This is a genomic window from Actinoplanes rectilineatus, from assembly GCF_000962825.1.
Classification (GTDB): Bacteria; Actinomycetota; Actinomycetes; order Mycobacteriales; family Micromonosporaceae; genus Actinoplanes; species Actinoplanes rectilineatus.
Genome location: NZ_JZKF01000035.1, coordinates 23129 through 47934 on the forward strand (window position 1 = coordinate 23129; position 24806 = coordinate 47934).

Sequence of the window (24806 nt, forward strand, 5' to 3'; positions counted from 1 at the left end):
GAGTGGTCGACGATCTTCGGGTCTCCTGCGGAACCTGGCGGAGGCGTCAGCCGATCGGCGTGCGAGCCGCCGGGCCGGTGGGACGATGGCGTCCAGGTCGTCGGCGTCTACGTGGTGACCAGGGAGGCGGGGGTGCCGCGGAACGTGCGGCGGTAGCTCTGCGGGGTCACGCCCAGCGTGGCGTGCAGGTGCTGCCGCAGCAGGGTGGCGCTGCCGAAACCCGCCTCGGTGGCGATCCGTTCGACCGGCATGTCGCTCGTCTCCAGCAGGGTGCGGGCGCGGTCGATGCGCTGCGCGATCAGCCACTGGACCGGTGTCACACCGGTCTCCGCCACGAAGTGCCGGCTGAACGTGCGCTTGCTCATCGTCGCGTGCCGGGCCAGGTCGGCGATGGTCAGTGGCCGGTCTAGGTGGCGGGACGCCCATTCGCGGGTCGGGCCGGTGCCGGCCGCCGTCACCGGTGGGGTCGGGCGCTGGATGAACTGGGCCTGCCCGCCGTCGCGCCAGGGGGCGGCCACGCAGCGCCGGGCCGCGTCGTTGGCGACCCGGGCGCCGTGGTCGAGCCGGACCACGTGCAGGAACAGGTCGATGCCGGCGGCCGCGCCGGCCGAGGTCAGCACCCGTCCGGCGTCCACGAACAGCACGTCGGGCCGGACCTCCACCTGCGGGAACAGTCGGGCGAGGTCATCGGCGAGCGCCCAGTGGGTGGTCGCCGCCAGGCCGTCGAGCAGGCCGGCCGCGGCGAGCAGGAACGCCGACGTGCAGGTGCTGATCACCCGGGTGTCCGGCCGGATCAGGGACAGTGCCGTCATCGTGGCCGGGTCGGCGGTGCCCGAGGCGAGCAGCGGCGCCGTCGGTTCCTGGGTGGCGACCACGACGGTGTCCGCCGTGGCCAGCGCGGTCTCGTCGTGGTCGACGTCGATGCGGAACCCGGCGTTCGTCGGGACGGGTGTGCCGCCGAGCGAGCAGGTGGTCACCTCGTAGAGGCGCCGGCCGTCGGCGTCCAGGGCCTCGTTGAGGACGCGGGCGGGGATGCCCAGATCGAACGGCATGACATCGGGCAGGGCGAGGACGACGACACGATGAACCATGGCACGAATCTTACGTTGATTGCCCTTCGTGCCACTGTCCGGCGGTCGGCCGAGGAAGAAAACTACTGATCATGACGAACGAGGGAACGAACGAGAACACGATGACCGCGGTCCGGCAGCACTCCTTCGGCGGCCCGGAGGTGCTCGCCCTGGAGACTGTCGAGCGCCCGTCGCCGCTGCCGACCGAGGTGCTGGTCCGGGTGCACGCCGCCGGCGTCAACCCGGTGGACTGGAAGACCCGCGAGGGCATGGGCATGGCCGGGGTGCTGGGCGAGCCGCCGTTCATCCTCGGCTGGGACGTGGCCGGGGTGGTCGAGGCGGTCGGCTACGGCGTGACCACGCTCGCCCCCGGCGACCGGGTCTACGGCATGCCGTGGTTCCCACGGGCGGCCGGCGCCTACGCCGAATACGTGACAGCCCCCGCCCGCCACTTCACCCCGATGCCCCGATCGACGGACTTCGTGCAGGCTGCGGCCGTACCCCTGGCGGCCCTGACCGCGTGGCAGGTGCTGGTGGACACCGTGCGGATCGAGCCCGCGCAGCGTGTCCTGATCACCGCCGCGGCGGGTGGGGTGGGGCATTTCGCGGTGCAGTTCGCCAAGCACCTGGGCGCGCATGTGATCGCCGCGGCCGGTCCGCGCAACCAGGAGTGGGTGGCCGGCCTCGGCGCCGACGAGGTGCTCGACTACACCACCAAGCCGCTCGACGAGCAGGTCGGCGACGTCGACGTGGTGATCGACCTGGTCGGCGGCGACCTTCCGGCGGTCAGGACCCTGCGCCGCGGTGGGTTGCTCGTCTCGGTCCCCAGCGCGGCGTCGCGGGAGGCCGCTGACGCGGCAGAGGCTCTGGGGGTACGCGTGAAGCTCTTCCTCGTCGAACCGGACAGCACCGCCCTGGCCACCATCGCCGGCCTGATCGACGACGGCACGGTCACGGTCGAGGTGGCGCGGGTGTTCCCGCTGGCGCAGGTCGCCGACGCGCACGTCGCGATGGCGTCCGGCCGGACCCGCGGGAAGATCGTCCTGTCGGTCGGCGGCGACGAGGCGTGAGGACCCTGGTCGTCGGCGCGGCCGGCAAGACCGGCAGCCGGGTCGCCGGACGGCTGCGGGAGCAGGGCCGTGAGGTCGTCGCCGCCTCCCGGAGCCTGACCGGTTTCGACTGGTACGAACCGGACACCCACGATGATGCCCTGTCCGGGGTGGACAGCGCCTATCTGGTGGCGCCGGTCGGCGACCCGGACCCGGTCGGGGTGATGGGGCCGTTCCTGGAGCGGGCGGCCCGCCAGGGAGTGCGCCGGATCGTCCTGCTCAGTGTCGCCCCGGCGGAATCCGGCGGCCCCGGTCTCGGCCGGGTGCACGCCCTGGTGCCGACGTTGTTCGCGGAGTGGGCGGTGCTGCGCCCGACCTGGTTCATGCAGAACCTCGTCGGTGCGCACCCGCACGCCCGCAGCATCGCCGACCGGGGTGAGCTGATCACCGCGACCGGCGACGCGCGGGTGGCCCTGATCGACGTGGACGACATCGCCGACGTGGCGGTCCGGGCGCTGACCGGTCCGCCGCCGAACACCGACTGGCTGCTCACCGGTCCGGAGGCGGTCAGCTACACGGACGTCGCCGCGGTGATCAGCGAGGTCACCGGCGTGCCGCTGCGGCACCGCGCGGTCGAGCCGGAGGAGTTGCGGGCCTACCTGGAGACGTTCCTGCCGGCGGCCGCGGCGGCCCGGATGGCCGGGCTCGACCGGATCATCGCGTCCGGCAGCCAGGAGCGGGTGACCGGTGTGGTCGAGGAGGTCACCGGGCGGCCGGCGCGGACGCTGTGGGACTGGGCCGTGCGTCACCGTTCCCAGCTCCCGGCCTGATCGGCACGGTCTCGCCGGTCTCGGCGTCTTCGCCCTCGCCGCGCTGCTGCGGCTCGGGCGGACGCTGGTCGCCCCGAGCCCGTCCCGCTGGGTGAGCAGCCGCGGCACCGACGCCCGGCACAACGGGACCGGCACACCGTGACGGCCGGGCCCGGTCAGGCGACCATGAAGGCGCCGACCATGTACGTGGCCAGGAAGACCGCCTGCAGGGCCATCCCGATCACCAGGATCGTCCGGTCGGCGGTCCGCCCCGCGCCGATCCGGGCCAGCACCAGGAAGACCGCGGCGGCCTCCAGGGTGAAGCGCGACGCCGACATCATCGCCCGGCCGCCGACCTCGGTGGTGGTCAGCACGGCGAAGGCGAGGGCGGCGTGCACCACCAGGTAGACCTGGTCCCGGCGGAAGCGGTACGGGCCGGCGAGGCAGAGGACCAGCAGTCCGATCGCGACCAGCACGGTGCCCGCGTCCAGCAGGGCGGCGATCGTCACCGGGTCGAGCAGGCGGTGCCCGCCGGTCTGCTGGAAGGCGGTCAGCAACGCCCCGCCCGGGACGGTGTACTCCCGGCCCCACTGGTCCTGGGCGACGCTGAACGCGAGCGGATCGCCGAGCTCCACCAGGCAGTAGACGCTGTAACTGAGCAGGCCGACCGGGACCAGGGCGAGGGCGGCCACGTCCGGGCGGATCCGGCGTGGGCGCCAGCCGATCTGCCGGAGGTACTCGATCGCCAGCGGCACCACGAGCAGCAGACCGAACAGCCGGGCGCCCGACGACAGGCCGCCCAGGGCGCCGGCCAGCCACCAGTGGCCGCGGCGGGCGGCGTACAGCGCACTCAGGCTGAGCAGGATGAAGAGCGACTCGTTGTAGCCGATGAAGAGGAAGAACCCGGTCGGGAACGCGGCCAGGTACCAGATGGTCCGCTGGGCGGCCCGGGGACCGAACTCGTGGTCGGCCAGCCGGTGCAGCACCGCGAGCGTGCCGAACGCCGCCGCGTTGGCGATCACCAGTGCGCTGATCAGGGCGCCGCCGGGCAGTAGCGGGTCGAACAGCCGGATCAGCAGGGGGTAGAGCGGATAGAACGCCGGATAACCCGGTCCCAGGTGATAGCCGCTCTCGGCGATCTGCACGTAGTGCCCGGCGTCCCACCGGTTCCAGCCGAGCAGGATGCTCGTCAGGCCGGGGATCTCGTCGCCGCCGCGGGGCAGCCAGGCCAGGGCGCTCACCGCGAGCCGGGCGACGGTGGTGGCCGACCACACCGCCAGGGCGGCCAGCAGCGCGGCCCGCCACGGCCGGTGCAGCGTGACGGTGCTGCCGCGCTGGGCCGGGACGACGATCGGGGTGGTGGTGGGTGGAGCCGACATGAGGGTCATCGGGGGCTTTCCTTACGGATCAGGGCGCGCGGCATCGACCGCCGGGCCGGGGGCCTCGCGGGACGGGACGAGCGGGATCAGCGGGGTGGGAGCGTGACGGTCATCCGCAGACCACCGTCCGGGTTCGGTACGGCGTCGATGGTGCCGTCGTGCGAGCGGACGACGGCCCGCACGATCGCCAGGCCGAGTCCGCTGCCGCCGGTGTGGTCGATGCGGTCGCCGTGCAGGCGGGTGAACGGTTCGAAGAGCCGGGCGACCTCGGCGGCCGGGACGACCGGTCCGGTGTTGGTCACGGTGAGCGTGCCCGTCGCCTCGACGGTGACGTGGACGGTGCCGCCGGGCCGGTTGTACTTGACGGCGTTGTGGACCAGGTTGCCGACCAGGCGTTCCAGCAGCACCCGGTCACCGTCGACCGTGCTGGGCCGTACCTCGCTGGTGAGGGTGACATCCCCGGTGCGGTGTGCCTCGACCACGTCCGCGGCGATCGCGTCGAGACGCTGCGGGGTGTGCGCGACGACGCCCTGCTCGGCCTGGCTCAGGGTGAGCAGGCCCTCGATGATGCGTTCGCTGCGCTCGTTGGCCTGCAGGAGCTGGCCGGTGACCAGGGCGGACTGCTCGGCGGTGAGCGGTTCGGCCATGCCGACCTCGATGATCATGCGTTGCAGGGCGAGTGGGGTCCGCAGTTCGTGGGAGGCGTTGGCGGCGAAGCTGCGCTGCCCCTCGTAGCCCGCGGCGAGCCGGGTGAGCATGGCGTTGATCGCGGTGGTGAGTGCCGCCACCTCCCGGTCCCGGCGTCGGCCGGCCGGAATGCGCAGACCCAGGTTCTGCGGGCCGGCCTGGTCGACCAGCGGGATCAGGTCGTGCACCGGGGCCAGCACCCACCGGCTCACCGGCCGGTACAGCAGCAGGATGACCGCGACGACCAGCAGGTACAGGGTGATCGACGTGACCGGGCTGTTGCGCTGCACGGTGCCGCAGAACCCGTAGACGACGTCGCCGCAGATCTCGACGTCCCCCCAGGAGAACCAGGAGAGAGTGAACCAGAACCGGTGTACCACCATCACTGCGCTGGTCGCGACCAGCATAACCAGCAGGAGCCGCGCGCGTACGGTGCGAAGGTGCATCGGTCAGGCCCCGAACCGGTAGCCGGCGCGGGGCACGGTGTGGATCACGGCCGGGTCGCCGAGCTTACGGCGCAGTTTGCCGACCGTCACCGGCACGACGTTGGTGAACGGGTCGATGTTCTCGTCCCACACCTGTTCCAGCAGGTCCTCCACGCTGACCGCCTGCCCCTGGGCCCGCATCAGCGCGCGGAGCAGGCTGAACTCCTTGACGGTCAGGTCGAGGTCCCGGCCGTTGCGGGTCGCGGTCCGGGCTCCGACGTCGAGCACCACGCCGTCGCGTTCCAGCACCGGCGGCAGGGCGGGGGCGGTCCGCCGGGCCAGCGCCTCCAGCCGGGCGACCAGCTCGGCGAACGCGAACGGCTTGGTGAGGTAGTCGTCGGCGCCCAGGCGCAGGCCCTCCACCCGGTCGTACACGCTGCCGGCCGCGGTCAGCAGCAGCACCCGGGCCGCGCTGTCGTGCGCCCGCATCCACCGGCAGACGTCGTCGCCGGTGCTGCCGGGCATGTCCCGGTCCAGCACCGCCACGTCGTAGAAGTTGACGCCCAGGCGCTCGATGGCGGCGTCGCCGTCGTAGCAGACGTCCACCGCCATCGCCTGCCGCCGCAGACCGGCGGCGAGGAGGTCGGCGAACAGTCGTTCGTCGTCGGCGACAAGAACACGCATGAACAATCCCTGTGATCGCGATCGGACCGGACGGACACCGGAAGGATCGAGGTCGACGACCGCGCAGATCCCACCATACCCGGCGGTACCGGCCGATCCTTCATGATCGACAACAGTAGGGGGCGGGCGATAACCCCCGGATAAATCCTGCGGGGCCCGCCAGAACGGCCCGATGGATCGTGTCGGCAGGTGGTGGGGTCCGTCTGATCGACGCGGCCGAGCCGGTCCGTGTCCTCACCGGGACCGGACTGTGCCGTCCCGGCTGCTGCTCGCGAGCCGGCGGCACGGTCGCGGCCCGGCCACCGCGCCGGCCGCCGGCCGGCGGTGAGATCCAGGTCCGCGGCCGGCACCGGAAGGGCCACTGGATGGGCACCGGCGATCGGGGGAGTCTCGACACGGCCGGACGGCTGTTCGTCGACGGCCGCCTCGACGACATGATCGTCTCGGGCGGGGAGAACGTCCACGCCGGACCGGTGGCCGCCGTGAACGCCCGGGCATCCGGACGTGACCGACGTGCTGGTGGAACCGGTGCCGGACGACGCGTTCGGCCACCGGCTGCGTACCGTCGTGGCGGCGGGCCAGGGCAGCGTACTGACCCCGGCCGGCCTGGAGGAGTGGCTGACCACCCGGTTGTCCCGGGCGGAGCAGCCCCGCGAGATCGTGATCGTCGCGGAGCCGCCGCGGACCGCTACCGGGAGGCCGGTGCGGGACGGGTCTGCGTCAGCGCACCGACCCGCAGCGCCGTCATCGTGATGCCGGCCGCGTCGGCCTCGGGCACCGCGATCGTCTCGGCGACCTCACCGGCCGACGCCTCGTCGGCGACGTACTGCAGGGCCACGCCGACGCTGCAGCCCTTCGCGTCCGCGTCGCAGCGGTCCCACTGGAGACGGGACCAGGCGCTGTCCTCCGGCGCGAGGGTGATCAGCGCGCCGTCGTCCTGGCCGAGCCGGCTGGTGGGCACATCGACGACCTCGCCGGGCGGGGTGAGCAGCGAGATCGCCACGCTGCCCTGGACGGTGCAGGCGCGGCCGGAGGTGTTGGTGAGACGCAGCAGGGCCTCGCGGACGCCGGACTCCGCGGAGCGCTGACCGGTCACCGTGCCGCCCAGGTCCTCGGTGAGGCAGGCCGGGACGGTGGTGTCCTCGGGGGTGCTCTCCTCGGCCGACGCCGAGGTGGCGCGGGCGCCGCCGACGAATCCGAGGGCGACGGCCGCGACGAGCAGAACCGGGACGGTGATCATCGAGGCGCGCGGCCGCTTGCGTGTCATGGGGAAGATCCTGCCGTGTCGGCGCAACCGGCGGTCGAGCGGGATGATGGGGTGGCACGAAGCCGGTATCCCCGGATCCGGCGGGTGTCTGGCGGCGGTGGTGTACGGTCCCGCGTGGTCCACCGTCCGTCCATATAGGGAGAACGATGTCCACCAGTATGTCCCGACGTTCGGCACTCGGTCTCGGCGCTGCGGCGGCGGCCGCGGGAGTGGGTATGAGCAGCAGCCCGGCACAGGCAGCGACCAGTGGCACGGCCCGGATCACCGAGGTCTACCAGGCGGAGAAGGCGAAGGCCGGTGGTCTCTGGCGGACCCACATGGCGGCCGTGGACTCCACCGGGACGATCACCCCGTTCCTGGAGGACGACGCCGACCACGTCACGTACGGGTACAGCGTGCAGAAGCTGGCCGTCGCCACCGCGGTGATGGACAAGATCGACCGGGGTCTGCTGACCCTGGGGACCAAGCTCGACCTGCCGGCCGACATCATCCTCGGCGGTTCCGGGATCTACCACCTGCACCGGGTGTGGGGCGACCAGATCACGGTGGCGAACTTCCTGACCGCGATGCTGCTGGTCTCGGACAACACCGCGGTCCGGATGTGCGGCCGGGTCGTGCCGGCCGTCGAGCTCAACGAGATCCTGGCGGCCAAGGGTTTCGTGCACACCCGGGTCGAGCCGGTGGCCAACCCGAACCGGTTCTACCTGGGCACCACCACCCCGCGCGAGATGCACGACCTGCTGTGGCGGCTGGCCACCAAGACGCTGCTGAAGCCGGAGTCGTGCGAGTTCCTGCTGAGCATCACCCGCTGGATCAACGGGTACCACGACGGGGTGCGCCGGGTGATGTCGTCGCGGGAGCGCGAGCGGGTCGCCACCAAGTACGGCGCCGACTTCAACACCCTCGGCGAGTCCCGGCACGAGGTGGGCATCATGTTCAGCACCACCGGGGTGCCGCTGCTGACGTACGCGATGTTCGCCGAGGGCCTGGGTGACGGCGAGAACTACGGCGCCACCCACCCGGCGGTGCAGGCGCACTCGGTGATCGGCCGGACGATGATCGACAACCTGCCGCCGGTCCCCGGATCGTCGGCGGCGGCCACCGCGCGGACCGCGGAGACGACGCTGCCCCGCACTCTGCCCAAGCCGTTCCACCCGAACCACGGCGGCTGATCGCTAGAGCACCGTCTCCGACGCGCGCAGGGGTTTGCCGAACAGCCACCCCTGCGCCAGGTCGCAGCCCTGCTCGCAGAGCCAGTCGCGCTGGAGTTCGGTCTCCACGCCCTCGGCGACCACGCGCAGGTTGAGAGCCGCGGCCATGGCCAGCACGGCGCGGACGATCGACTCGTTCGCGCCGTGCCGGCCGACGTCGTTGATGAACGAGCGGTCGAGTTTGACGATGCCGACCGGGAGCCGGTTCAGATAGCTGAGCGACGAATAGCCGGTGCCGAAGTCGTCGATGGCCATCGTGACGCCGAGCTCCCGCAGCTCGTCGAGGGTGGCCAGGGCGGTGTCGATGTCCTCCATCACCCCGGACTCGGTGATCTCCAGCCACAGCGCTCCCGGTGGCAGGCCGGTCTCGGTGAGGATGTCCTGGACCACCGCGACCAGGTCCCGGTTCGTCAGCTGGCGGACCGAGACGTTGACCGAGATGTGCAGCGGGCGGTCGCCGGGTCGCCGGCCGGCCCGCCAGACCGCGAGCTGGGCGGCGGACTCGCGCAGCAGCCAGGTGCCCGCCTCGACGATCAGGCCGGTCTCCTCGGCGACCGGGATGAACCGCAGCGGCGACACCAGGCCGAGCTGCGGATGCTCCCAGCGCATCAGCGTCTCGAAGCCGTCCAGCTCGCCGGTGGCCACGTCGACGATCGGCTGGTACGCGGCGTACAGCTCGCCCCGGGCGAGCGCACCGCGCAACTGCTGCTCCAGGGTGATCCGGTCACGGAGTTCGTCGCGCAGCGAGGTGTCGAACAACGCGTACGCGTTGCGCCCGGAATCCTTCGCCTTGTACATCGCGGTGTCCGCGTCCCGGATCAGCTCGACGGCCTCGGCGCCGCCGCCCGCCTTGGCCACCCCGATCGACGCGGAGACGACCACGTCGCCGACCGACAGCGTGAACGGCTCGGTGAACAGGCCGAGCGCCCGGGTGGCGACCGACTCGGCGAGGATGCTGTGCGAGGGGCTGGCCAGGGCGATGACGAACTCGTCGCCGCCGATCCGGCACACCAGGTCGCTGCCGCGTACGTTGGCGCTGAGCCGGGCGGCGACCGCGCAGAGCAGTTCGTCGCCGACCTGGTGCCCCCAGTGGTCGTTGATCATCTTGAATCGGTCGAGGTCCAGGAAGAGCAGGCTGATCTCCTGCTGGTCGGCGGTGGCCCGCTCGCCCCACGCGGTGATCGTGTCGCTGAGCAGCTCCCGGTTGGGCAGGTCGGTCAGCGCGTCGTGGGTGGCCCGGCGGCGCACGGTGTTCTCGGCGCGGGCACGGGAGTCGTTGGACCGGACCACTCGCAGCAGCACCGTCCCGACGAGCAGGGCGACGAGCACGCCCCGGACGTTCTGGTCCAGCGGTCCGCCGGCCGGCTCGACGGTCGCGACGATCACCGGTACCAGCAGCACGAAGCCGAGCCCCACCATGCGTTTGCGCGACAGCCGGCGGACCAGGGCCTGCGACGGCCGGGTGAGCTGGCGCATCGACGGGTGCAGGGTGGCGGCGCCGGTCATCAGGCAGGTGGAGGCGTACAGGGTGGCGGCCGGACCGGGGTGGGTGGCGGCGATCAGGTCCGCGGTGAGCAGGCCGGCGATGCCCGGCACCAGCAGCCACAGTGCGGGACTGCGCAGACCGCCGGAGAGGAACTGCTGACCGATCAGGAGCAGCAGCACCACGTCGATGGCCGGCAGGAACGCGGTGACGACGGTGAGCAGTGGCGGATCGCCGTCGCCGAACGACGGGGCTATCTGATAGGTCCACTCCAGGCAGGCGAAGGTCACTCCGACCAGCACGGCGTCGATCCAGGCCGGGTCGTCGCGGTCGGCCCGGCGGCGCACCAGCATCCCGGCGAAGGCGTACGCGGCCGCGAGATAGCCGGGGATCACCAGCATGTCGGGCAGGCGGCCCGCGCCGGAGACCGTGACACGCAGGCTGGCACCGGCCAGGAACAGCAGACTGGCGATCCACAGCCACCGCCATGGCGTACGGTCGGCGCGGTCGGCGACCCGGAAGGTGCCGTACCCGATGGCGATGACCGCGGCGACGTTCGCGCCGATGCCCAACGGCACCCGGGCCACCACCGGGCCGAAGGTGATCGCCACCACGACCAGTACGGACCCGGTGAGGAACCGCCACGCCAGGGCGGCGTCACGCCGGGGCGGGGAGGCCTGACTCGGCGGCGCGTGGCGCTCGGGGGAGGCGCGTCCGGTCGCGAGCAGGGGTGTCACGTTCTTCCATCGGCACGCCGGCGGCTGTTCTGAGCAGCCGAGGTCGCAGGCCCGCACCCCTAACGGCACGGCCCCGAGCCGCCGATACATGCTCTGCCCGGCGGCATCATTGGCAGCCGCACGAGAGGAGTTTCATGCCCGCCCTGAACGTGATCCGCTCATCGCGGGAGTGCTCGGTCCGGACGGCGGTGCCGTCGTGCCGGTGATCTGGAATCCGCCGCCGTCGCCCGACGGTCGCAACCCCTGGCAGGAGTGGATGGACGCGCTGCCGTCGGTGGCCGCCGAGGACGTGGTCGGGCACAGCATCCTGCTGGATTCGGTGTCGAAGGTGCACGTCGGCGACGAGCTGGTGGTCGGCTCCCGCCTGCAGAAGGTGCTGTACGTGCACCGCAACTACCGGGAGCGCCTGGTCGACGTGACGATCGAGGACGACGGCCGGAAGACGACGACGCTGGTGTTCTGGGCCGGGGCGAAGGCACGGGTGGTGCGCCCGCGGACCGGCCGTCCCGACCTCAACGCCTGATTGTTCTACGATTCAACGGTGATCGAGGAGTGGGGTGCCCGGCTGGCCGGCGATCGAGCGCTGCTCGACCGGGGGAGCACCGCTGAACGGGTGGCGGACATCCTCCGGCAGCGGATCACCGAGGGGGTGTTCCTTCCCGGCACCCGGCTGAGCGAGGAGAACCTGCGGGAGGCGCTGGGCATCTCCCGCAACACGCTGCGCGAGGCGTTCCGGCTGCTGTCCCACGAGGGGCTGCTGGAGCACCAGCTCAACCGCGGGGTGTTCGTGCGGCTGCTGAGCGAGGACGACATCCGTGACCTGTACGCGATCCGCCGGATCCTGGAGTGCGGCGCGCTGCGCAACCTGCCGTCCGCGTCGCCCGCGGACCGGGCCCGGGTCGGTGCGGCGATCGACGCGGCCGACGAGGCGGCGGCGCGTGGCGACTGGCCCGCGGTCGGCACCGCCAACATGCGGTTCCACCAGGCGATCGCCGACCTGGCCGGCAGCCGCCGGGTGGCCGAGGCGGTCCGTGCCCTGCTGGCCGAGTTGCGCCTGGTGTTCCTGGTGGTGGCCGACCCCCGTCAGCTGCACGAGCCGTACGTGGCGGCCAACCGCGCCCTGGCCGACCTGCTGGCCGCGGGGGACGCCCGGGCCGCCGAGGAGGCGTTGCAGCGGTACTTCGACGACGCCGAGGCCCAGTTGCTCGCCGCCTACGCCGCCGCCGGCTGAGTCATCGCCACACCGGCACCCGCGTTCAGCGCCAGGATGGTCGCGCCGAGGCTCAGCCCGTCGAAGTGCCGCCAGGCCCGGTCTCCTCCTCGCCGACGTAGTAGACGTGTCCGGCGGCGCGTCTCACCGGAATCGCCTCCGTGATCGTTCTTGCAGCTCAGACATCGTCTCTCCCGCATTTGATCATGAACGCGGGACGGTAGCACGGACCGGCCCTCACCCCACCACGGTGAACCGGACGGGTGTTCCCGGTCGCGCCTGGGCGAGCAGGTCCACGTCGGCCGGGTCGACGACGCCGATCACCGGGTAGCCGCCGGTCGTCGGGTGGTCGGCCAGGAAGATCAGGGGGCGGCCGTCCGCCGGGACCTGGATCGCGCCGAGGACGAGGCCCTCGCTGGGGAGTTCGCCGTCGATCGCGCGCTCCAGGGGCGGGCCGGTGAGTCGTGCGCCGACCCGGTCGGTGTCGGACGACACCTGGTATTCCGCGGCGAACAGCCTGGCCCGCGCGGCCAGGGTGAACCAGTCGTCGCGGGGGCCCGGCCACACCCGTAGCCGCAGGTTCGGCGGCGGGGGCGGGTAGGGCGCGACGTCCACGCCCGGGGGCGGGCCGATCGCCGGGCCGACCGGGAGCAGGTCGCCGTCGCGTACCGGATCGGGCCCGAGCCCGGACAGGGTGTCGGTGGACCGGCTGCCGAGGACCGGCGGCACCGCGATTCCGCCGCCCACGGCCAGGTAGGCGCGCAGTCCCGCGGTCGCGCGGCCGATCGTGACGACCGCGCCGGCGGGCACGGCGAGCGGCAGGCCCGGATCGGCCGGCCGACTGCCGATCCGGATCGGACACTGGGCCCCGGTGACCGCGAGGGTGACGGCGCGGGTCGCCCGCACCCGTACGCCGCCGAGCAGGATCTCCAGACCGGCGGCGCCGGGCGGGTTGCCGGTCAGCCGGTTCGCCAGTCGCAGCGCGCCCGCGTCGACGGCACCGGACCGGGGCACGCCGAGATGGGCGAAACCGGTCCGACCCAGGTCCTGCACGGTCGTGCGGACTCCGGCGTGCAGCACCTCCAACCCGACGGTGTGCAGCATGTCCGGCCCGGCGTTGTGCAGCACGTCCAGCCGGGCGGTCACCGCTCCTCGCAGAAACGAACGATCGTGCCGGGGGTGAGCAGTGTGGGCGGATCAAGGGAAAGATCGAAGAGCTTCTCCGCGGTACGCCCGATGCACTGCCACCCGCCGGGAGAGGCGGTCGGGTAGATCCCGCTGTACGGGCCGGCGAGTGCCACGGTGCCGGCCGGCACCCGGGTGCGGGGCGTGGCCCGCCGCGGCACGTGGTGCGCCTGATCAAGACCGGTCAGGTAGGCGAACCCGGGGGCGAATCCGCAGAACGCCACCCGGAACGTGGTTCCGGTGTGGATCGCGACGACGCCGGACCGGTCGGTGTGCCACAGCCGGGCCACGTCGTCGAGGTCCGCGCCGTCGTAGGTGGCCGGAATCGTGATCACGGTTCCGGGGGCGGTGGCCTGCCGGGCGCTCGTTTTGCCGGATCTCAGCAGCATCGTGACTTCTTCCGGATTCTCGACGCCGTCGACCAGGATCGTCCGGGCCGCCGGGACGATCTCCGTGGCGGTCAGCGAGCCGTCCGCCCGGGCCGCGCTGAGCAGGTCGTATGCGGCGAACACGGCGGCGTCGTCGTCGAGTTCGAGCAGGGCGGCCGACGGTCCGGCCCGGCGTACGCGCATGGCTCTCCGATCTCCCGGGGTTACACACTCTTCATATTGAGGTATTGCCGGATTGTTGAACGATTTTTAGAGTGTGGCATACGGCACCACGCAGCCCAACGTTCACCCGTAGGGAGCCAGTCATGACCGCCAGTCGCCGCGTCATCCTCGCCAGCCTCATCGGAACATCCCTCGAGTGGTACGACTTCTTCCTCTACGCCTCCGCCGCCGCCCTCGTCTTCGGCAAACTGTTCTTCCCCGGCTTCGAGCCGCTCACCGGCACCCTGCTGGCCTTCACCACGTACGCGGTCGGGTTCGTCGCCCGCCCGCTCGGCGGCATCGTCTTCGGCCACTTCGGCGACCGGGTCGGCCGCAAGGGCGTCCTGGTCTTCACCCTGATCCTGATGGGCGGGGCCACCTTCCTCATCGGACTGCTACCCACCTACGAGACGATCGGTGCGGCCGCACCGATCCTGCTGGTCACGCTCCGTTTCGTGCAGGGCCTCGGCCTCGGCGGCGAGTGGGGCGGCGCGGTCGTCATGTCCCTCGAGCACGGCCACCCGGAGCGTCGTGGCCTGTCCGCCTCCTGGCCGCAGGTCGGCGTCCCGGCGGGCAACCTGCTCGCCTCCGGCGTGCTCTGGGTGCTCTCGGCAACCCTTTCGGAGGGTTCCTTTCTCAGCTGGGGATGGCGTGTTCCGTTCCTGCTGTCTGGCGTGCTTGTGCTGGTGGGCCTCTGGATCCGGATCGCGGTCACGGAGTCGCCGGCGTTTGCTGAGGTCGCTGCCGAGGGTGGCCGTGCGAAACTCCCGCTCGTCGAGGTGATCCGCCGGCATCCGCGCGGCCTGCTGGTCGCGATGGCCGCGCGGATCGGCACCGACGTCGCCTTCTACACCTTTTCGCTGTACGTGCTGACCTACGTCACCGGGACCGTCGGCCTGCCGCGGACCGTGGCCCTGACCGGCGTGCTGGTCGCCTCCGGACTGCAACTGCTGCTGATTCCGCTGTTCGGCGGGCTCTCCGACCGGTGGGGCCGGCGGCCGGTCTACGCGGCCGGGGCGGTCGCCGCCGCGGTGTGGGCGTTCGCCTTCTTCCCGCTGCTGGACACCGGGAACACGCTGGTCATCGTGCTGACCGTGGTGGTCGCGCTGGCCACCCACGCGGCCATGTACGGTCCGCAGGCCGCGTTCGTCGCCGAGATGTTCTCCACCCGGCTGCGCTACTCCGGCGCCTCGATGGGCTACCAGATCGCCGGCATCTTCGGCGGCGCGCTCGCCCCGATCATCGCGATCCAGCTGGTGTCGTCGACCGGCAGCGCCTTCGCCGTCTCGGTCTACGTCGCGGGGGCACTGTGCCTGACCCTGGTGGCGCTGGCCTTCGCCCCGGAGACCTCCCGGACCCCGGTCCCCGACGCCACCCCACTGCCCGCCTGACGAATCCGTGGTGACCGCGGGCGTGTCCATCGCCCGCGGTCACCATTCCTATGATCACCGGATGGTTGACGAGTGGACGGTGCTCCCCGGCGACGAGGCGCTGCGCCGGGCCGGGGCGAACGCAGCGGTGGTCGAGGCGGGGCCGGTGACATACGCGCGCGGCGACGCCGCCTTCGTGCTGATCGTCGACGCGGGGGACCGCCCCGGCGGCAGCATGGTGGACAGCCGGACCGGCATCGAACTGAGCGGACCATTCCCCGGCCCGGTGCCGGACTGGCTCCATCGCTTCGATCTTCCGTGGCTCGGATTCGCGCGCCTGCCGGAGGGCTGTGTCCCCCTCGGGGAGGTGCATTCCCGGGGTGGGATCCGGTACGACCTCGTCCTCGAACAGCCGCTCTCCTTCGCGGTGCTGGACCGGATCCGGCCGGCCGCGGTGCAGCCGGTGCCGGACGTCGACTGGCTGACCGACCTGCCCCGGGACCGGACGGCGGCGCTGCGCCGGTTCCTCACCGGCTGGTACGCCGACGTCCCGGAGCAGGAGGCGGAACCCGTCCGGTCAGCGGTCCCGCTGCCGGAACCGTTGCTCGCCTTCTACGAGCTGGCCGCCCGTCGGCCGGTGATCTACGGGACGCACAATCGCGTCGACCCGCCGGGAGCGCTGTACTACGACGACTGGGGGCGGGTTCCCTTCGCGGCTGAGAACCAAAGCGTCTGGGGCCGATCGTTCGACCCGGGCGAGGACGATCCGCGGGTGTGGGGCGACGGCTTGCCGGACCGCGAGCGCCTGAGTGGCTTCCTGCTCCAGTTCGCCCTGACCGAGGCGGTGTTCGAAGCCCCGTACGCCGGCCACGCCGAACTCTCCGAGGAGCAGCGCGATCGATTCGTGCGGAAGCTGACGCCGGTGCCGTTGGCGCCGGCCCCCATCCCGGAGGAACCGACCCGTATCTTCGTGGCGCCCGGGCTGGTCGCCATCACGTTCCCGTTCGAGGGGACGCAGCTGAGCATCGCCAGCCGGCAGCGTGCGGCCCTGCGGGAGTTCCGTGATCCCGGATTCACCTGGGACGCCTTCAACGGCTGACCCTCTGGTGCCGCCGGGTGAGCGCGGCGGCACCAGAGGGGACGGTCACCGTCGCCGGGGGTCGAGCATGTCGTCGATCGGCACGTCGGCGGTCTTCGCCGGGGCGAGGGTCGACGGCACGCCGGCCCAGCGGCGCAGCGTGGCGGTGGCCGTCGCGTTGTCGGCCGGGGTCAGGCGGGCGATGTTCGCGCCGTGGTTGGCGGCCGGGGCCACGAACAGCGCGGAGTCCCGCTTGCTGGGGGTGAACTGCTCGGCGCTCCACGGGTCGTACTCGCCGTAGACGAACATCATCTGCGACGAGGCGGTACGCACCCACAGGTCCACGTCGAGCATCGGCACCGGGTTGTGGATCCGGCGCAGCCCGGGCGGCAGCGACGAGTTCGCGGTGTACAACCCGGGATACTTCCGCAGGCCGCGCAGGTGCTCGAACCGCAGGCTCGGCCAGCCCAGCTGGGAGGCGGCCGCGTAGTAGTACGGCCAGTAGAACTCCAGGCCCTGGTCGGTGTAGAAGTTCCAGCCGGCGATGCCGTCGATCCAGTCGTAGATCTCCTGGTCGGTGGCGGTCGCCGCGTCCGGCGTGGACGCGCAGTCCGCGGGCGAGCTGTACTGCCAGAACGTCCACACCGTGTCCAGGACGGTCAGCTCGAACGACCGGTCGGCGGTGCCGAGGGTCCGGTCGTACGTCCAGCCCTGGGCGGCGGCGTCCGCTTCCAGCAGCGGGACGAGCCGGTCGCGGCGGCGCAGCGCCTCGGCCTGGGCGTCGTCGAGTGCGGCCCGGCAGTCCGCGGTGCCGACCGTGTCGAAGAAGCGGTCGTACGTGGTGTCGGCCGGGTTGACCACGTCGTTCGGCGCGACGTAGGCGACCGTACCGTCGATGTCCCCGGGGTAGAACCGCCGGTGGTAGACCGAGGTCATCCCGCCCTTGCTGCCACCGGTCTGGATCCACCTGCCGGTGAGGATGTCGCGGAACGCGTTGACGATCCGGTGCTCGTCGGTGGCCTCCTGCCAGATGGTCAGGTCGGACCAGTCGGCCGGGGCCGGGCGGGACGGGGTGAAGAACCGGTGTTCGACCGACAGCTGGTTGGCGCCCAGCAGCGCGGCCGGCTCGGTCTGGGACGGGCGGGGGCTGGCGGCCAGGCCGTACCCGTTGGTGTAGAGCACGGTGGGGGAGGCGCTGGCGCGGTGCAGCAGGGTCAGGCGCTGGTCGAAGCCGCCCTGACCGGGGTGCCGGTGGTCGGCGGGCTGCCGGTAGGTCAGCACGAAGAACCGGTATCCGGTGCCGGAGGTCTCCGAGACGACGCTGAGGCCGGGGACGGCTTTCAGCTGGTCGAGGAGGGGGTCGGCGGCGGCGTGCGCGACGGTGGCCGGGGAGAGGATCACGAGCAGAGCGGCGAGGATGGCGACGATGCGAGATCTCACCCGAGCAAGATATCGACAAAAATGGATTACGTGGTCCCGCGGACGACGAGCGTGGTGGGCAGGGTGGTCGGCCCGGGAGTGGGGGCGTCGCCGGACAGCATCGACATGATCGCCTCGGCGGCGGCGGTGCCGATCCCGGTCTTGTCCTGGGTGATCGTGGTGAGTCCGGGAGGGATCAGCGCCGCGATCTCGATGTCGTCGAAGCCGACGAGGGCGACGTCGTCCGGCGCCCGGAGTCCGGCGGCGTGCAGGGCCCGCAGCGCGCCGATCGCCATCTCGTCGCCGGCGGCGAACACCGCGGTAGGCCGGGGGTCGCGGGCCAGCAGGCGGTTCATCGCGGCGAACCCACTGTCCAGGTAGAAGTCGCCGGCCACCACATCGGCCTCGTCGAGGGCGATGCCGGCCTCGTCGAGCGCCGAGCGGAATCCGGCCAGGCGTTCGGCGGCGGGCCAGTTGCGGGCCGGGCCGGTGATGGTGGCGATGCGGTGGTGACCGCGTTCGATCAGATGCTGAGTGGCCAGCCGGGCGCCCCCGACGTTGTCCGAGGTGATCGAGGTGCAGGTGGGCCCGGTGATCCGCAGGTCGAGGGCGACGCACGGCACCGCGGCGTCGCCGAGGGCCAGGACGGCCGGGTCGCGGCTGCCGTTGTCGATGATCACGACGCCGTCCACGCTGTGCCGCTGGACCGCCCGCAGGAAGCGCTGCCGGCTGTCGAGGCCGGCGCTCTGGTCCGGGGCGAGCATGAGCAGGTGCAGTCCCTGGGCGCTGAGTGCGCTCTTGAGGGCGACCAGGATGTCCTGCAGGAACGGGTGGCGCCAGCCGGGGCGGCGGTGGTCGGTGTCCCAGACCAGGCCGACCATGTTGGACTTCTTGGTGGCGAGGGTGCGGGCCGACTCGTTCGGCAGGTAACCGATCTCGGCGGCCATCGCGAGCACGTGCTGACGGGTGAGTTGACTGACCACCTCGGGGGTGTTGAAGACCCGGGAGACGGTGGCGACGGAGACGCCGCACCTGCGTGCCAATTCTCTGATGCTCGACACCGCATACGCCCTTTATGTAACCGGTTTCAGCACGCTAGCAGCTGCATCTTACGGAGGTCAATGTGTTGATCTCGTTACGAGTTCGTTACTTGACGTGAGGGGCATCGATGGGGGCAAACTTCTTTCGCACTCGATTGTGTAACCGGTTTCATGGAACCGGTTACATCCACCGATGGGGAGAACCGACATGCGCTTGTCCCGAACGGTACGAGCCCTTGCGGCCGCCACGGCCGCCGCGATCATGCTGACTGCCTGCGGCGACAGCGGCGGCTCCGGCAGCGACGGTGACACCGTCACCCTGAACGTGAACCTGTTCGGCAACTTCGGCTACAAGGCGCTCTACGAGGAGTATCAGCAGGCCAACCCCTCCATCAAGATCAAGGAGAGCACGGCCGCGTACAACGACCACCACCGCGACCTGGTCACCCACCTGGCCACCAACAGCGGGGCGGGCGACATCGAGGGCGTCGACACCGGTTTCATCGCCCAGATGCGCGAGGTCGGCAAGCAGTTCACCGACCTGGGCACCGAACGCGAGTCCGAGTATCTGCCGTGGAAGTGGCAGGCGTCGCTGACCGCGGACGGCAAGCAGATCGGATACGGCACCGACGTCGGCGGCCTGGCCATCTGCTACCGGCGCGACTTCTTCGAGCAGGCCGGCCTGCCGACCGAACGTGACCAGGTCTCCGCGCTGTGGGCGTCCGGCTGGGACGCGTACCTCGAGGCCGGCCGGAAGTACGCCGCGAAGGCCCCGGCCGGCACCTCGTTCTTCGACGGCGGCGGCCAGCTGTTCAACGCGGTGATCGGCCAGGCCCCGGTCGGCTACTACAGCGAGGGCAGCACCATCGTCGTCGCGAGCAACCCGGAGGTCCGCAAGGCGTGGGACCTGTCCGTCCGGGCGATCCAGGACGGGCTGTCGGCCAAGCTGATCGGCAGCTCCACCGAGTGGAACGCCGGCTTCGCCAAGGGCCAGTTCGCCACCATCGCCTGCCCGGCCTGGATGATGGCCAAGATCAAGGACCAGTCCAAGGACGCGTCCGGCAAGTGGGACGTCGCGTCGGTGCCCGGTGGCGGCGGCAACTGGGGCGGCTCGTACCTGACCGTGCCCGCCCAGGGAAAACACGTCGAGGAGGCGAAGAAACTCGCCGCCTGGCTGACCGCGCCGGAGCAGCAGGCCAAGATCTTCACCTCGCAGGGTCTGCTCCCGTCGATCCCGGCGCTCTACGACAAGCCGGAGATCGCCGAGTACAAGGATCCGTTCTTCCACGACGCCCCGGTCGGCAAGCTGTTCACCACCGCCGCCAAGGAGCTGAAGCCGCAGTACCAGGGCCCGCGCACCGGTGACATCCAGACCACCATCCGTGACGGCCTGGTCCGCATCGAACAGGGCAAGCAGACCTCCGAGGAGTCCTGGACGCAGACCGTCAGCGACGTCGAGCGCCTCGCCAAGTAGTCCGACCACGTCCGGCCGGCGGTGCACGGGGGCCGCCGGCCCGGCGACGACGAAGGAACGACGATGTCCTCCTCTGCTCGGCTCGCCCGGCTGGATCACAAGGGCTCGCCCTATCTCTACATCCTGCCGTTCTTCCTGCTCTTCGGTGCGTTCGGACTGTTCCCGCTGGTCTACACCGGGTACGTGTCGTTCAACGACTGGGATCTGATCGACGCCGGTGCCCACCAGTGGATCGGCCTGGGCAACTACCGCGAACTGCTCACCGATGCGTACTTCTGGAACGCCCTCGGCAACACTCTGAGCATCTGGGTGCTCTCCACGGTCCCGCAGCTGCTCGCCGCCCTGTGGATCGCGCACCTGCTCAACCATCGGCTGCGTACCCGCACCGCGTTCCGGATGGGCGTGCTGCTGCCGAACATCACCTCCATCGTGGCGGTGACGCTCGTCTTCGCCCAGATGTTCGGCCGCGACTTCGGCATGGTCAACTGGCTGCTCGGCGTGGTCGGCATCGGCCCGGTCGACTGGCAGGCCGACACCTGGAGCTCGCACCTGGCCATCGCGATCATCGTGATGTGGCGTTGGACCGGCTACAACGCCCTGATCTACCTGGCGTCGATGCAGGCGATCCCGCACGACCTCTACGAGGCCGCCGACCTCGACGGCGCGTCGCAGACCCAGCAGTTCTGGCGGATCACCGTGCCGATGCTCCGGCCCACGATCATCTTCACCACGGTGATCTCCACGATCGGCGGGTTGCAGATCATCGCCGAACCGCTGCTGTTCGCCGGATCCGGAACCCCCACCGGCGGCTCCGACCGGCAGTTCCAGACCATCGCGCTGTTCATGTACGAGCAGGGCTTCCGCGAGTTCCGCTTCGGATACGCCTCGGCGATCGCCTGGACACTGTGCCTGGTCATCGCACTGTTCGCGATCGTCAACCTGCTGCTGACCCGGCGCATCGCCGACGAGGAGTGAGCGCTGTGACCGTACTCGATGAGAAGACGACGGCGCGCGTCGCGCCGCAGCCACCGCGACGACCGGCCCGGCACCGCGGCTTCGGCCATCCCCGCCGCGCCTCGGTCTGGACCTACGCCGGTCTGCTGGCGATCCTGGCCGGCTCGGTCTTCCCGCTCTACTGGTCGCTGGTGGTGTCGTCGCAGACCAGCGACGCGGTCACCGCGGTACCCCCGGTGCTGATCCCGGGCGGTCATCTGTTCGACAACATCGCCCGGGTCTTCGCCACCACCGCGTTCGCCAAGGCACTGCTCAACTCGTTCATCGTCAGCGGTTCGATCACCATTTCCGTGGTGTTCTTCTCCACGCTCGCCGGGTTCGCCTTCGCCAAGCTGCGCTTCCGTGGCCGCAAGGGCCTGCTCGCCCTGGCCGTGGCCACCTCGATGGTCCCGCACCAGCTCGGCATCATCCCGCTCTACCTGCTGATGGCCCGCCTCGGCTGGACCGACCAGCTCGCCGCGGTGATCGTTCCCGGTCTCGTCACCGCCTTCGGTGTCTTCTTCATGACCCAGTACCTGGGCCGCGCCATCCCCGACGAACTCCTCGAAGCCGGCCGCATCGACGGCTGCAGCACCTTCAAGCTGTACTGGCACGTGGTGCTGCCGATCGCGCGCCCGGCGGCGGCCGTCCTCGGCCTGTTCACCTTCATGCAGGCCTGGAACGACTTCTTCTGGCCGCTGGTGGTGCTGCAGGAGAACGCCACCGTGCAGGTGGCGCTCTCCTCGCTGGCCGCCGGATACACCACCGATTACACGCTGACGTTGACCGGAACCCTGCTCGCCACCCTCCCGATCCTGGTGATCTTCATGGTGCTGGGCAGGCAGATCGTCGGCGGCATCATGCAAGGAGCGATCAAGGGATGACGATGTCCGAACTACCTGAAGTGCCCTCCGGATTCGTCTGGGGCGCGGCCACCGCGGCGTACCAGATCGAGGGAGGGGTGGCCGAGGACGGCCGCGGCGCCTCGATCTGGGACACCTTCACCGCGCGGCCCGGCGCCGTCGCCGACGGTACGTCCGGGGCGGTGGCCTGCGACAGCTACCACCGCTGGCGCGACGACGTCGACCTGCTCGCCGGCCTGGGCGTCGACGCCTACCGGTTCTCGATCGCCTGGCCCCGGGTGATCGCCGCGGGCGAGGGCGAGGTCAACAAGGCCGGCCTGGACTACTACGACCGGCTCGTCGACGCGCTGGCCGAGCGGGGCATCCGCCCGTTCGTCACGCTCTACCACTGGGACCTGCCGCAGGCCCTCGAGGACAGCGGCGGCTGGCGGAACCGGGCCACCGCGGAACGTTTCGCCGACTACACCACGGTCGTCGCCGAACGCCTCGGCGACCGGGTCCGCGACTGGATCACTCTCAACGAGCCCTACGTGTCGTCGATGGTCGGTTACGGGGAGGGCCGGCACGCGCCCGGCGCCACCGAGGGACACGGCGCCCTGGCCGCCGCACACCACCTGCTGGTCGGCCACGGACTGTCGGCGGCGGCTCTGCGGGCTGCGCATTCCGGGGTACGCGTGGGAATCACGCTGAACCTGTCCCCGGCCGTCCCGGCCACCGACTCCCCGGCGGATCACGCCGCCGCGGCCCGGATGGACCTGATGCTGAACCGGCAGTTCACCGACCCGGTGCTGGGCGGCGGCTACCCGGACGGCTACGACGAGCTGTATGCCGGGGTGAGCGACCTGTCCTTCCGCCGAGACGGTGACCTGGCGCTGATCGGCGCCCCGCTGGACTTCCTCGGCGTCAACTACTACTACCGCATCCACGCCGCCGCGGTGCCGCACGACGAACCCGACCCGGCCCGCCGCACCGCGATCGACATCGGTGTCCGCTCGGTGACCCGCGAGGGCGTGCCGGTCACCGACCTGGGCTGGCCGATCGAACCCCGCGGCCTGTACGACACCCTGACCGGCCTGGCCGACCGCTTCCCGAACCTGCCACCGGTGTACGTGACCGAGAACGGCGTCGCCCAGCTGCGCGAGGGCCTGGACGCCGACCCGGACCGGATCCGGTTCATCACCGAGCACCTGGCCGCGGCGGCCCGCGCGACCGCCGACTCCCCGGTGGACCTGCGCGGCTACTTCTACTGGTCGCTGCTGGACAACTTCGAGTGGGCGCGCGGGTACGGCCCCCGCTTCGGCCTGGTCCACGTCGACTACCCGACCGGCGAGCGGACCCCGCGCGCGAGTTACCACTGGTTGCGCGAGCAGCTCGCCGGCCGGTCCTGATCCCGCGGTCCGGGAGGCTCGGGCCTGAGCCTCCCGGACCGCCGGCGACCGCGACCTGATCGAGGCGGCGATCTCCCGCACGCGACATCGATGAGAAGCGACGCTGAAATCCGCCTCACAGGTAGCGCGATCGATGGGTTCTGTGGTTCGATTTGCACAGAAAGGCCGGGCATCTTCCCCCGTGGATGCCCGGCCTTCCTTTGTGCTCCGGAAAGGCTCTGTTCCATGTTCTCGGACGATTTCCACACCGACCCGTATGCGATGTTCGGGCAGCTCCGGGACACCGCTCCGGCCGTACCCGTGAATCTTCCGGACGGCTCGCCGGTCTGGCTGGTCACCCGGTACGCCGACGTCCGCGCGCTGCTCGCCGACCCGCGCCTGTCGGTCGACAAGGCCACCGGCGACGGCACCTGGCGCGGCTTCGCCCTGCCGCCCGCCCTCGACGCCAACCTGCTCAACATGGACCCGCCGCACCACACCCGCATCCGGCGGCTGGTGTCGCAGGCGTTCACCCCGCGCCGCGTCGAGAGCCTGCGCCCGCTGATCGCGACGACCGCCGAGGAACTGCTCGACCGGCTGCCCACCGGCGAACCGGCCGACCTGATCCGCGGCTACGCCGGCCCGCTGCCGGTGGCGGTGATCAGCGACCTGCTCGGCGTACCCGATGAGGACCGTGACCGATTCCGCTCCTGGACCGACGTCATGCTCGTCCCGCCGCACGACGATCCGAAGGCGGGCGTGCGCGCGATCGTCGCCATTCACGCCTATCTGCAGCAGCTGCTCGCCGCCAAGCGCGCGGAACCCGCCGGCGACCTGTTGTCCGCACTGATCGCGGCCCGGGAGGAGGGCGACCGGCTCAGCGAGGACGAACTGACGTCGCTGGCTTTCCTGCTGCTGCTCGCCGGCTACGAGAACACCGTGCACGCGATCGGCACCGGCATCCTGACCCTGCTCACCCGCGACGTCGACCGGACCGGCGACCTGGGTCCGCTCGTCGAGGAGCTGTTGCGGTTCGAACCGCCGGCGACCGTGCTGCTGCGCCGGTTCACCACCGAGGACGTGGACGTCTCCGGCGTGACGATTCCGCGCGGGCGGACCGTTCTGATGGTGGTCGGGGCCGCGAACCGCGACCCGGACGCCTTTCCGGGCCCGGACGAGGTGCGGCCCGGCCGGGCGGGTGGGCATCTGACGTTCGGCCACGGCATTCATTACTGCGTCGCGGCGCCGCTCGCCCGGATCGAACTGGAAATCGCGATCGGCGCGGTGATCCGCCGTTTCCCGGACCTCAGCCTGGCTGTTCCGGCCGGTGAACTGCGCTGGCGGCCGTCGTTCCGCGCGCGGGGCCTGATCGATCTGCCGGTGCGCCTCTACCCGGAGGTATAGCCACCTTTCAGT

The 24806-nt window shown here is 71.2% G+C and carries 23 protein-coding genes; 13 read left to right on the forward strand and 10 right to left on the reverse strand.

The window, feature by feature from the left end; genetic code table 11:
• Positions 1-107: 107 nt before the first annotated feature.
• Positions 108-1091 (reverse strand): GlxA family transcriptional regulator, encoded by a 984-nt coding sequence (locus WH85_RS24895; protein WP_045744411.1) that lies wholly within the window; start codon positions 1089-1091, stop codon positions 108-110.
• A gap of 71 nt (positions 1092-1162) precedes the next feature.
• Between WH85_RS24895 and WH85_RS24900 the strand changes: the two genes are divergently transcribed.
• Positions 1163-2140 carry an NADP-dependent oxidoreductase gene (locus WH85_RS24900; RefSeq protein WP_045744412.1) on the forward strand — a complete coding sequence of 326 codons (978 nt, stop codon included), beginning with the start codon at positions 1163-1165 and terminating at the stop codon, positions 2138-2140.
• The gene (locus tag WH85_RS24905; RefSeq protein WP_045744413.1) at positions 2137-2949 is read left to right on the forward strand and encodes a Rossmann-fold NAD(P)-binding domain-containing protein; all 813 of its coding nucleotides are present in this window, start codon (positions 2137-2139) and stop codon (positions 2947-2949) included. The genes WH85_RS24900 and WH85_RS24905 overlap by 4 nt, the downstream gene beginning before the upstream one ends.
• Before the next feature lie 155 nt (positions 2950-3104).
• On the opposite strand, the gene WH85_RS24910 is transcribed toward WH85_RS24905, so the two are convergent.
• From WH85_RS24910 to WH85_RS24920, 3 genes are all read right to left on the reverse strand, one after another.
• The gene (locus WH85_RS24910) at positions 3105-4316 is read right to left on the reverse strand and encodes a mannosyltransferase family protein (protein WP_045744414.1); all 1212 of its coding nucleotides are present in this window, start codon (positions 4314-4316) and stop codon (positions 3105-3107) included.
• Positions 4317-4393: 77 nt separating this feature from the next.
• Entirely contained in the window at positions 4394-5440 is a 1047-nt protein-coding gene (locus tag WH85_RS24915; protein ID WP_045744415.1) for a sensor histidine kinase, read from the reverse strand.
• A 3-nt stretch (positions 5441-5443) separates the two neighbouring features.
• Positions 5444-6103, reverse strand: a complete 660-nt coding sequence (locus WH85_RS24920) for a response regulator transcription factor (RefSeq protein WP_045744416.1) — start codon at positions 6101-6103, stop codon at positions 5444-5446.
• Between the two features lie 504 nt (positions 6104-6607).
• On the opposite strand from WH85_RS24920, the gene WH85_RS48990 reads away from it, so the two are divergent.
• On the forward strand, positions 6608-6856 hold the full coding sequence (locus WH85_RS48990; RefSeq protein WP_083449241.1) for a hypothetical protein: 249 nt from the start codon (positions 6608-6610) through the stop codon (positions 6854-6856).
• On the opposite strand, the gene WH85_RS24925 is transcribed toward WH85_RS48990, so the two are convergent.
• Positions 6792-7370, reverse strand: coding sequence for a DUF4232 domain-containing protein (locus tag WH85_RS24925; RefSeq protein WP_045744417.1), 579 nt, complete (start codon positions 7368-7370; stop codon positions 6792-6794). The genes WH85_RS48990 and WH85_RS24925 overlap by 65 nt on opposite strands.
• 215 nt (positions 7371-7585) lie before the next feature.
• Here WH85_RS24925 and WH85_RS24930 point away from each other — a divergent pair, with 215 nt between their 5' ends.
• Positions 7586-8542 (forward strand): serine hydrolase, encoded by a 957-nt coding sequence (locus WH85_RS24930; RefSeq protein ID WP_245674078.1) that lies wholly within the window; start codon positions 7586-7588, stop codon positions 8540-8542.
• Positions 8543-8545: 3 nt separating this feature from the next.
• Here the strand turns inward: WH85_RS24930 and WH85_RS24935 are convergent, their stop codons facing one another.
• Complete coding sequence (locus tag WH85_RS24935) at positions 8546-10801, reverse strand: putative bifunctional diguanylate cyclase/phosphodiesterase (RefSeq protein ID WP_245674079.1); 2256 nt, start codon at positions 10799-10801, stop codon at positions 8546-8548.
• 196 nt (positions 10802-10997) lie between these two features.
• Between WH85_RS24935 and WH85_RS24940 the strand changes: the two genes are divergently transcribed.
• Together WH85_RS24940 and WH85_RS24945 are read left to right on the forward strand one after the other, a co-directional pair.
• Positions 10998-11324 (forward strand): hypothetical protein, encoded by a 327-nt coding sequence (locus WH85_RS24940; protein WP_157411203.1) that lies wholly within the window; start codon positions 10998-11000, stop codon positions 11322-11324.
• Positions 11325-11342: 18 nt separating this feature from the next.
• Positions 11343-12032, forward strand: a complete 690-nt coding sequence (locus tag WH85_RS24945; protein WP_045744420.1) for a GntR family transcriptional regulator — start codon at positions 11343-11345, stop codon at positions 12030-12032.
• Positions 12033-12248: 216 nt separating this feature from the next.
• Here the strand turns inward: WH85_RS24945 and WH85_RS24950 are convergent, their stop codons facing one another.
• Positions 12249-13115 (reverse strand): 5-oxoprolinase subunit C family protein, encoded by an 867-nt coding sequence (locus WH85_RS24950; protein ID WP_052720782.1) that lies wholly within the window; start codon positions 13113-13115, stop codon positions 12249-12251.
• A 38-nt stretch (positions 13116-13153) separates the two neighbouring features.
• Positions 13154-13768, reverse strand: coding sequence for a 5-oxoprolinase subunit B family protein (locus WH85_RS24955; RefSeq protein ID WP_045744422.1), 615 nt, complete (start codon positions 13766-13768; stop codon positions 13154-13156).
• Between the two features lie 122 nt (positions 13769-13890).
• Between WH85_RS24955 and WH85_RS24960 the strand changes: the two genes are divergently transcribed.
• Positions 13891-15177 (forward strand): MFS transporter, encoded by a 1287-nt coding sequence (locus WH85_RS24960; protein ID WP_045744423.1) that lies wholly within the window; start codon positions 13891-13893, stop codon positions 15175-15177.
• Between the two features lie 61 nt (positions 15178-15238).
• On the forward strand, positions 15239-16255 hold the full coding sequence (locus WH85_RS24965; RefSeq protein ID WP_045744424.1) for a hypothetical protein: 1017 nt from the start codon (positions 15239-15241) through the stop codon (positions 16253-16255).
• Between the two features lie 45 nt (positions 16256-16300).
• On the opposite strand, the gene WH85_RS24970 is transcribed toward WH85_RS24965, so the two are convergent.
• Together WH85_RS24970 and WH85_RS24975 are read right to left on the reverse strand one after the other, a co-directional pair.
• Positions 16301-17674, reverse strand: coding sequence for a S28 family serine protease (locus WH85_RS24970; protein WP_052720778.1), 1374 nt, complete (start codon positions 17672-17674; stop codon positions 16301-16303).
• Positions 17675-17700: 26 nt separating this feature from the next.
• On the reverse strand, positions 17701-18696 hold the full coding sequence (locus tag WH85_RS24975; RefSeq protein WP_245674080.1) for a LacI family DNA-binding transcriptional regulator: 996 nt from the start codon (positions 18694-18696) through the stop codon (positions 17701-17703).
• 205 nt (positions 18697-18901) lie between these two features.
• On the opposite strand from WH85_RS24975, the gene WH85_RS24980 reads away from it, so the two are divergent.
• The 5 genes from WH85_RS24980 (at position 18902) to WH85_RS25000 (ending at position 24794) form a co-directional block, all read left to right on the forward strand.
• Entirely contained in the window at positions 18902-20167 is a 1266-nt protein-coding gene (locus tag WH85_RS24980; RefSeq protein ID WP_045744426.1) for an ABC transporter substrate-binding protein, read from the forward strand.
• 63 nt (positions 20168-20230) lie between these two features.
• The gene (locus WH85_RS24985; RefSeq protein ID WP_045744427.1) at positions 20231-21142 is read left to right on the forward strand and encodes a carbohydrate ABC transporter permease; all 912 of its coding nucleotides are present in this window, start codon (positions 20231-20233) and stop codon (positions 21140-21142) included.
• Positions 21143-21264: 122 nt separating this feature from the next.
• On the forward strand, positions 21265-22044 hold the full coding sequence (locus WH85_RS24990) for a carbohydrate ABC transporter permease (protein ID WP_245674083.1): 780 nt from the start codon (positions 21265-21267) through the stop codon (positions 22042-22044).
• Positions 22041-23411: a GH1 family beta-glucosidase gene (locus WH85_RS24995; RefSeq protein ID WP_045744429.1), complete on the forward strand. Its 1371-nt coding sequence runs from the start codon at positions 22041-22043 to the stop codon at positions 23409-23411. The genes WH85_RS24990 and WH85_RS24995 overlap by 4 nt, the downstream gene beginning before the upstream one ends.
• A 225-nt stretch (positions 23412-23636) precedes the next feature.
• Positions 23637-24794 (forward strand): cytochrome P450 family protein, encoded by a 1158-nt coding sequence (locus WH85_RS25000; RefSeq protein WP_045744430.1) that lies wholly within the window; start codon positions 23637-23639, stop codon positions 24792-24794.
• The last annotated feature ends 12 nt before the right edge of the window (positions 24795-24806 follow it).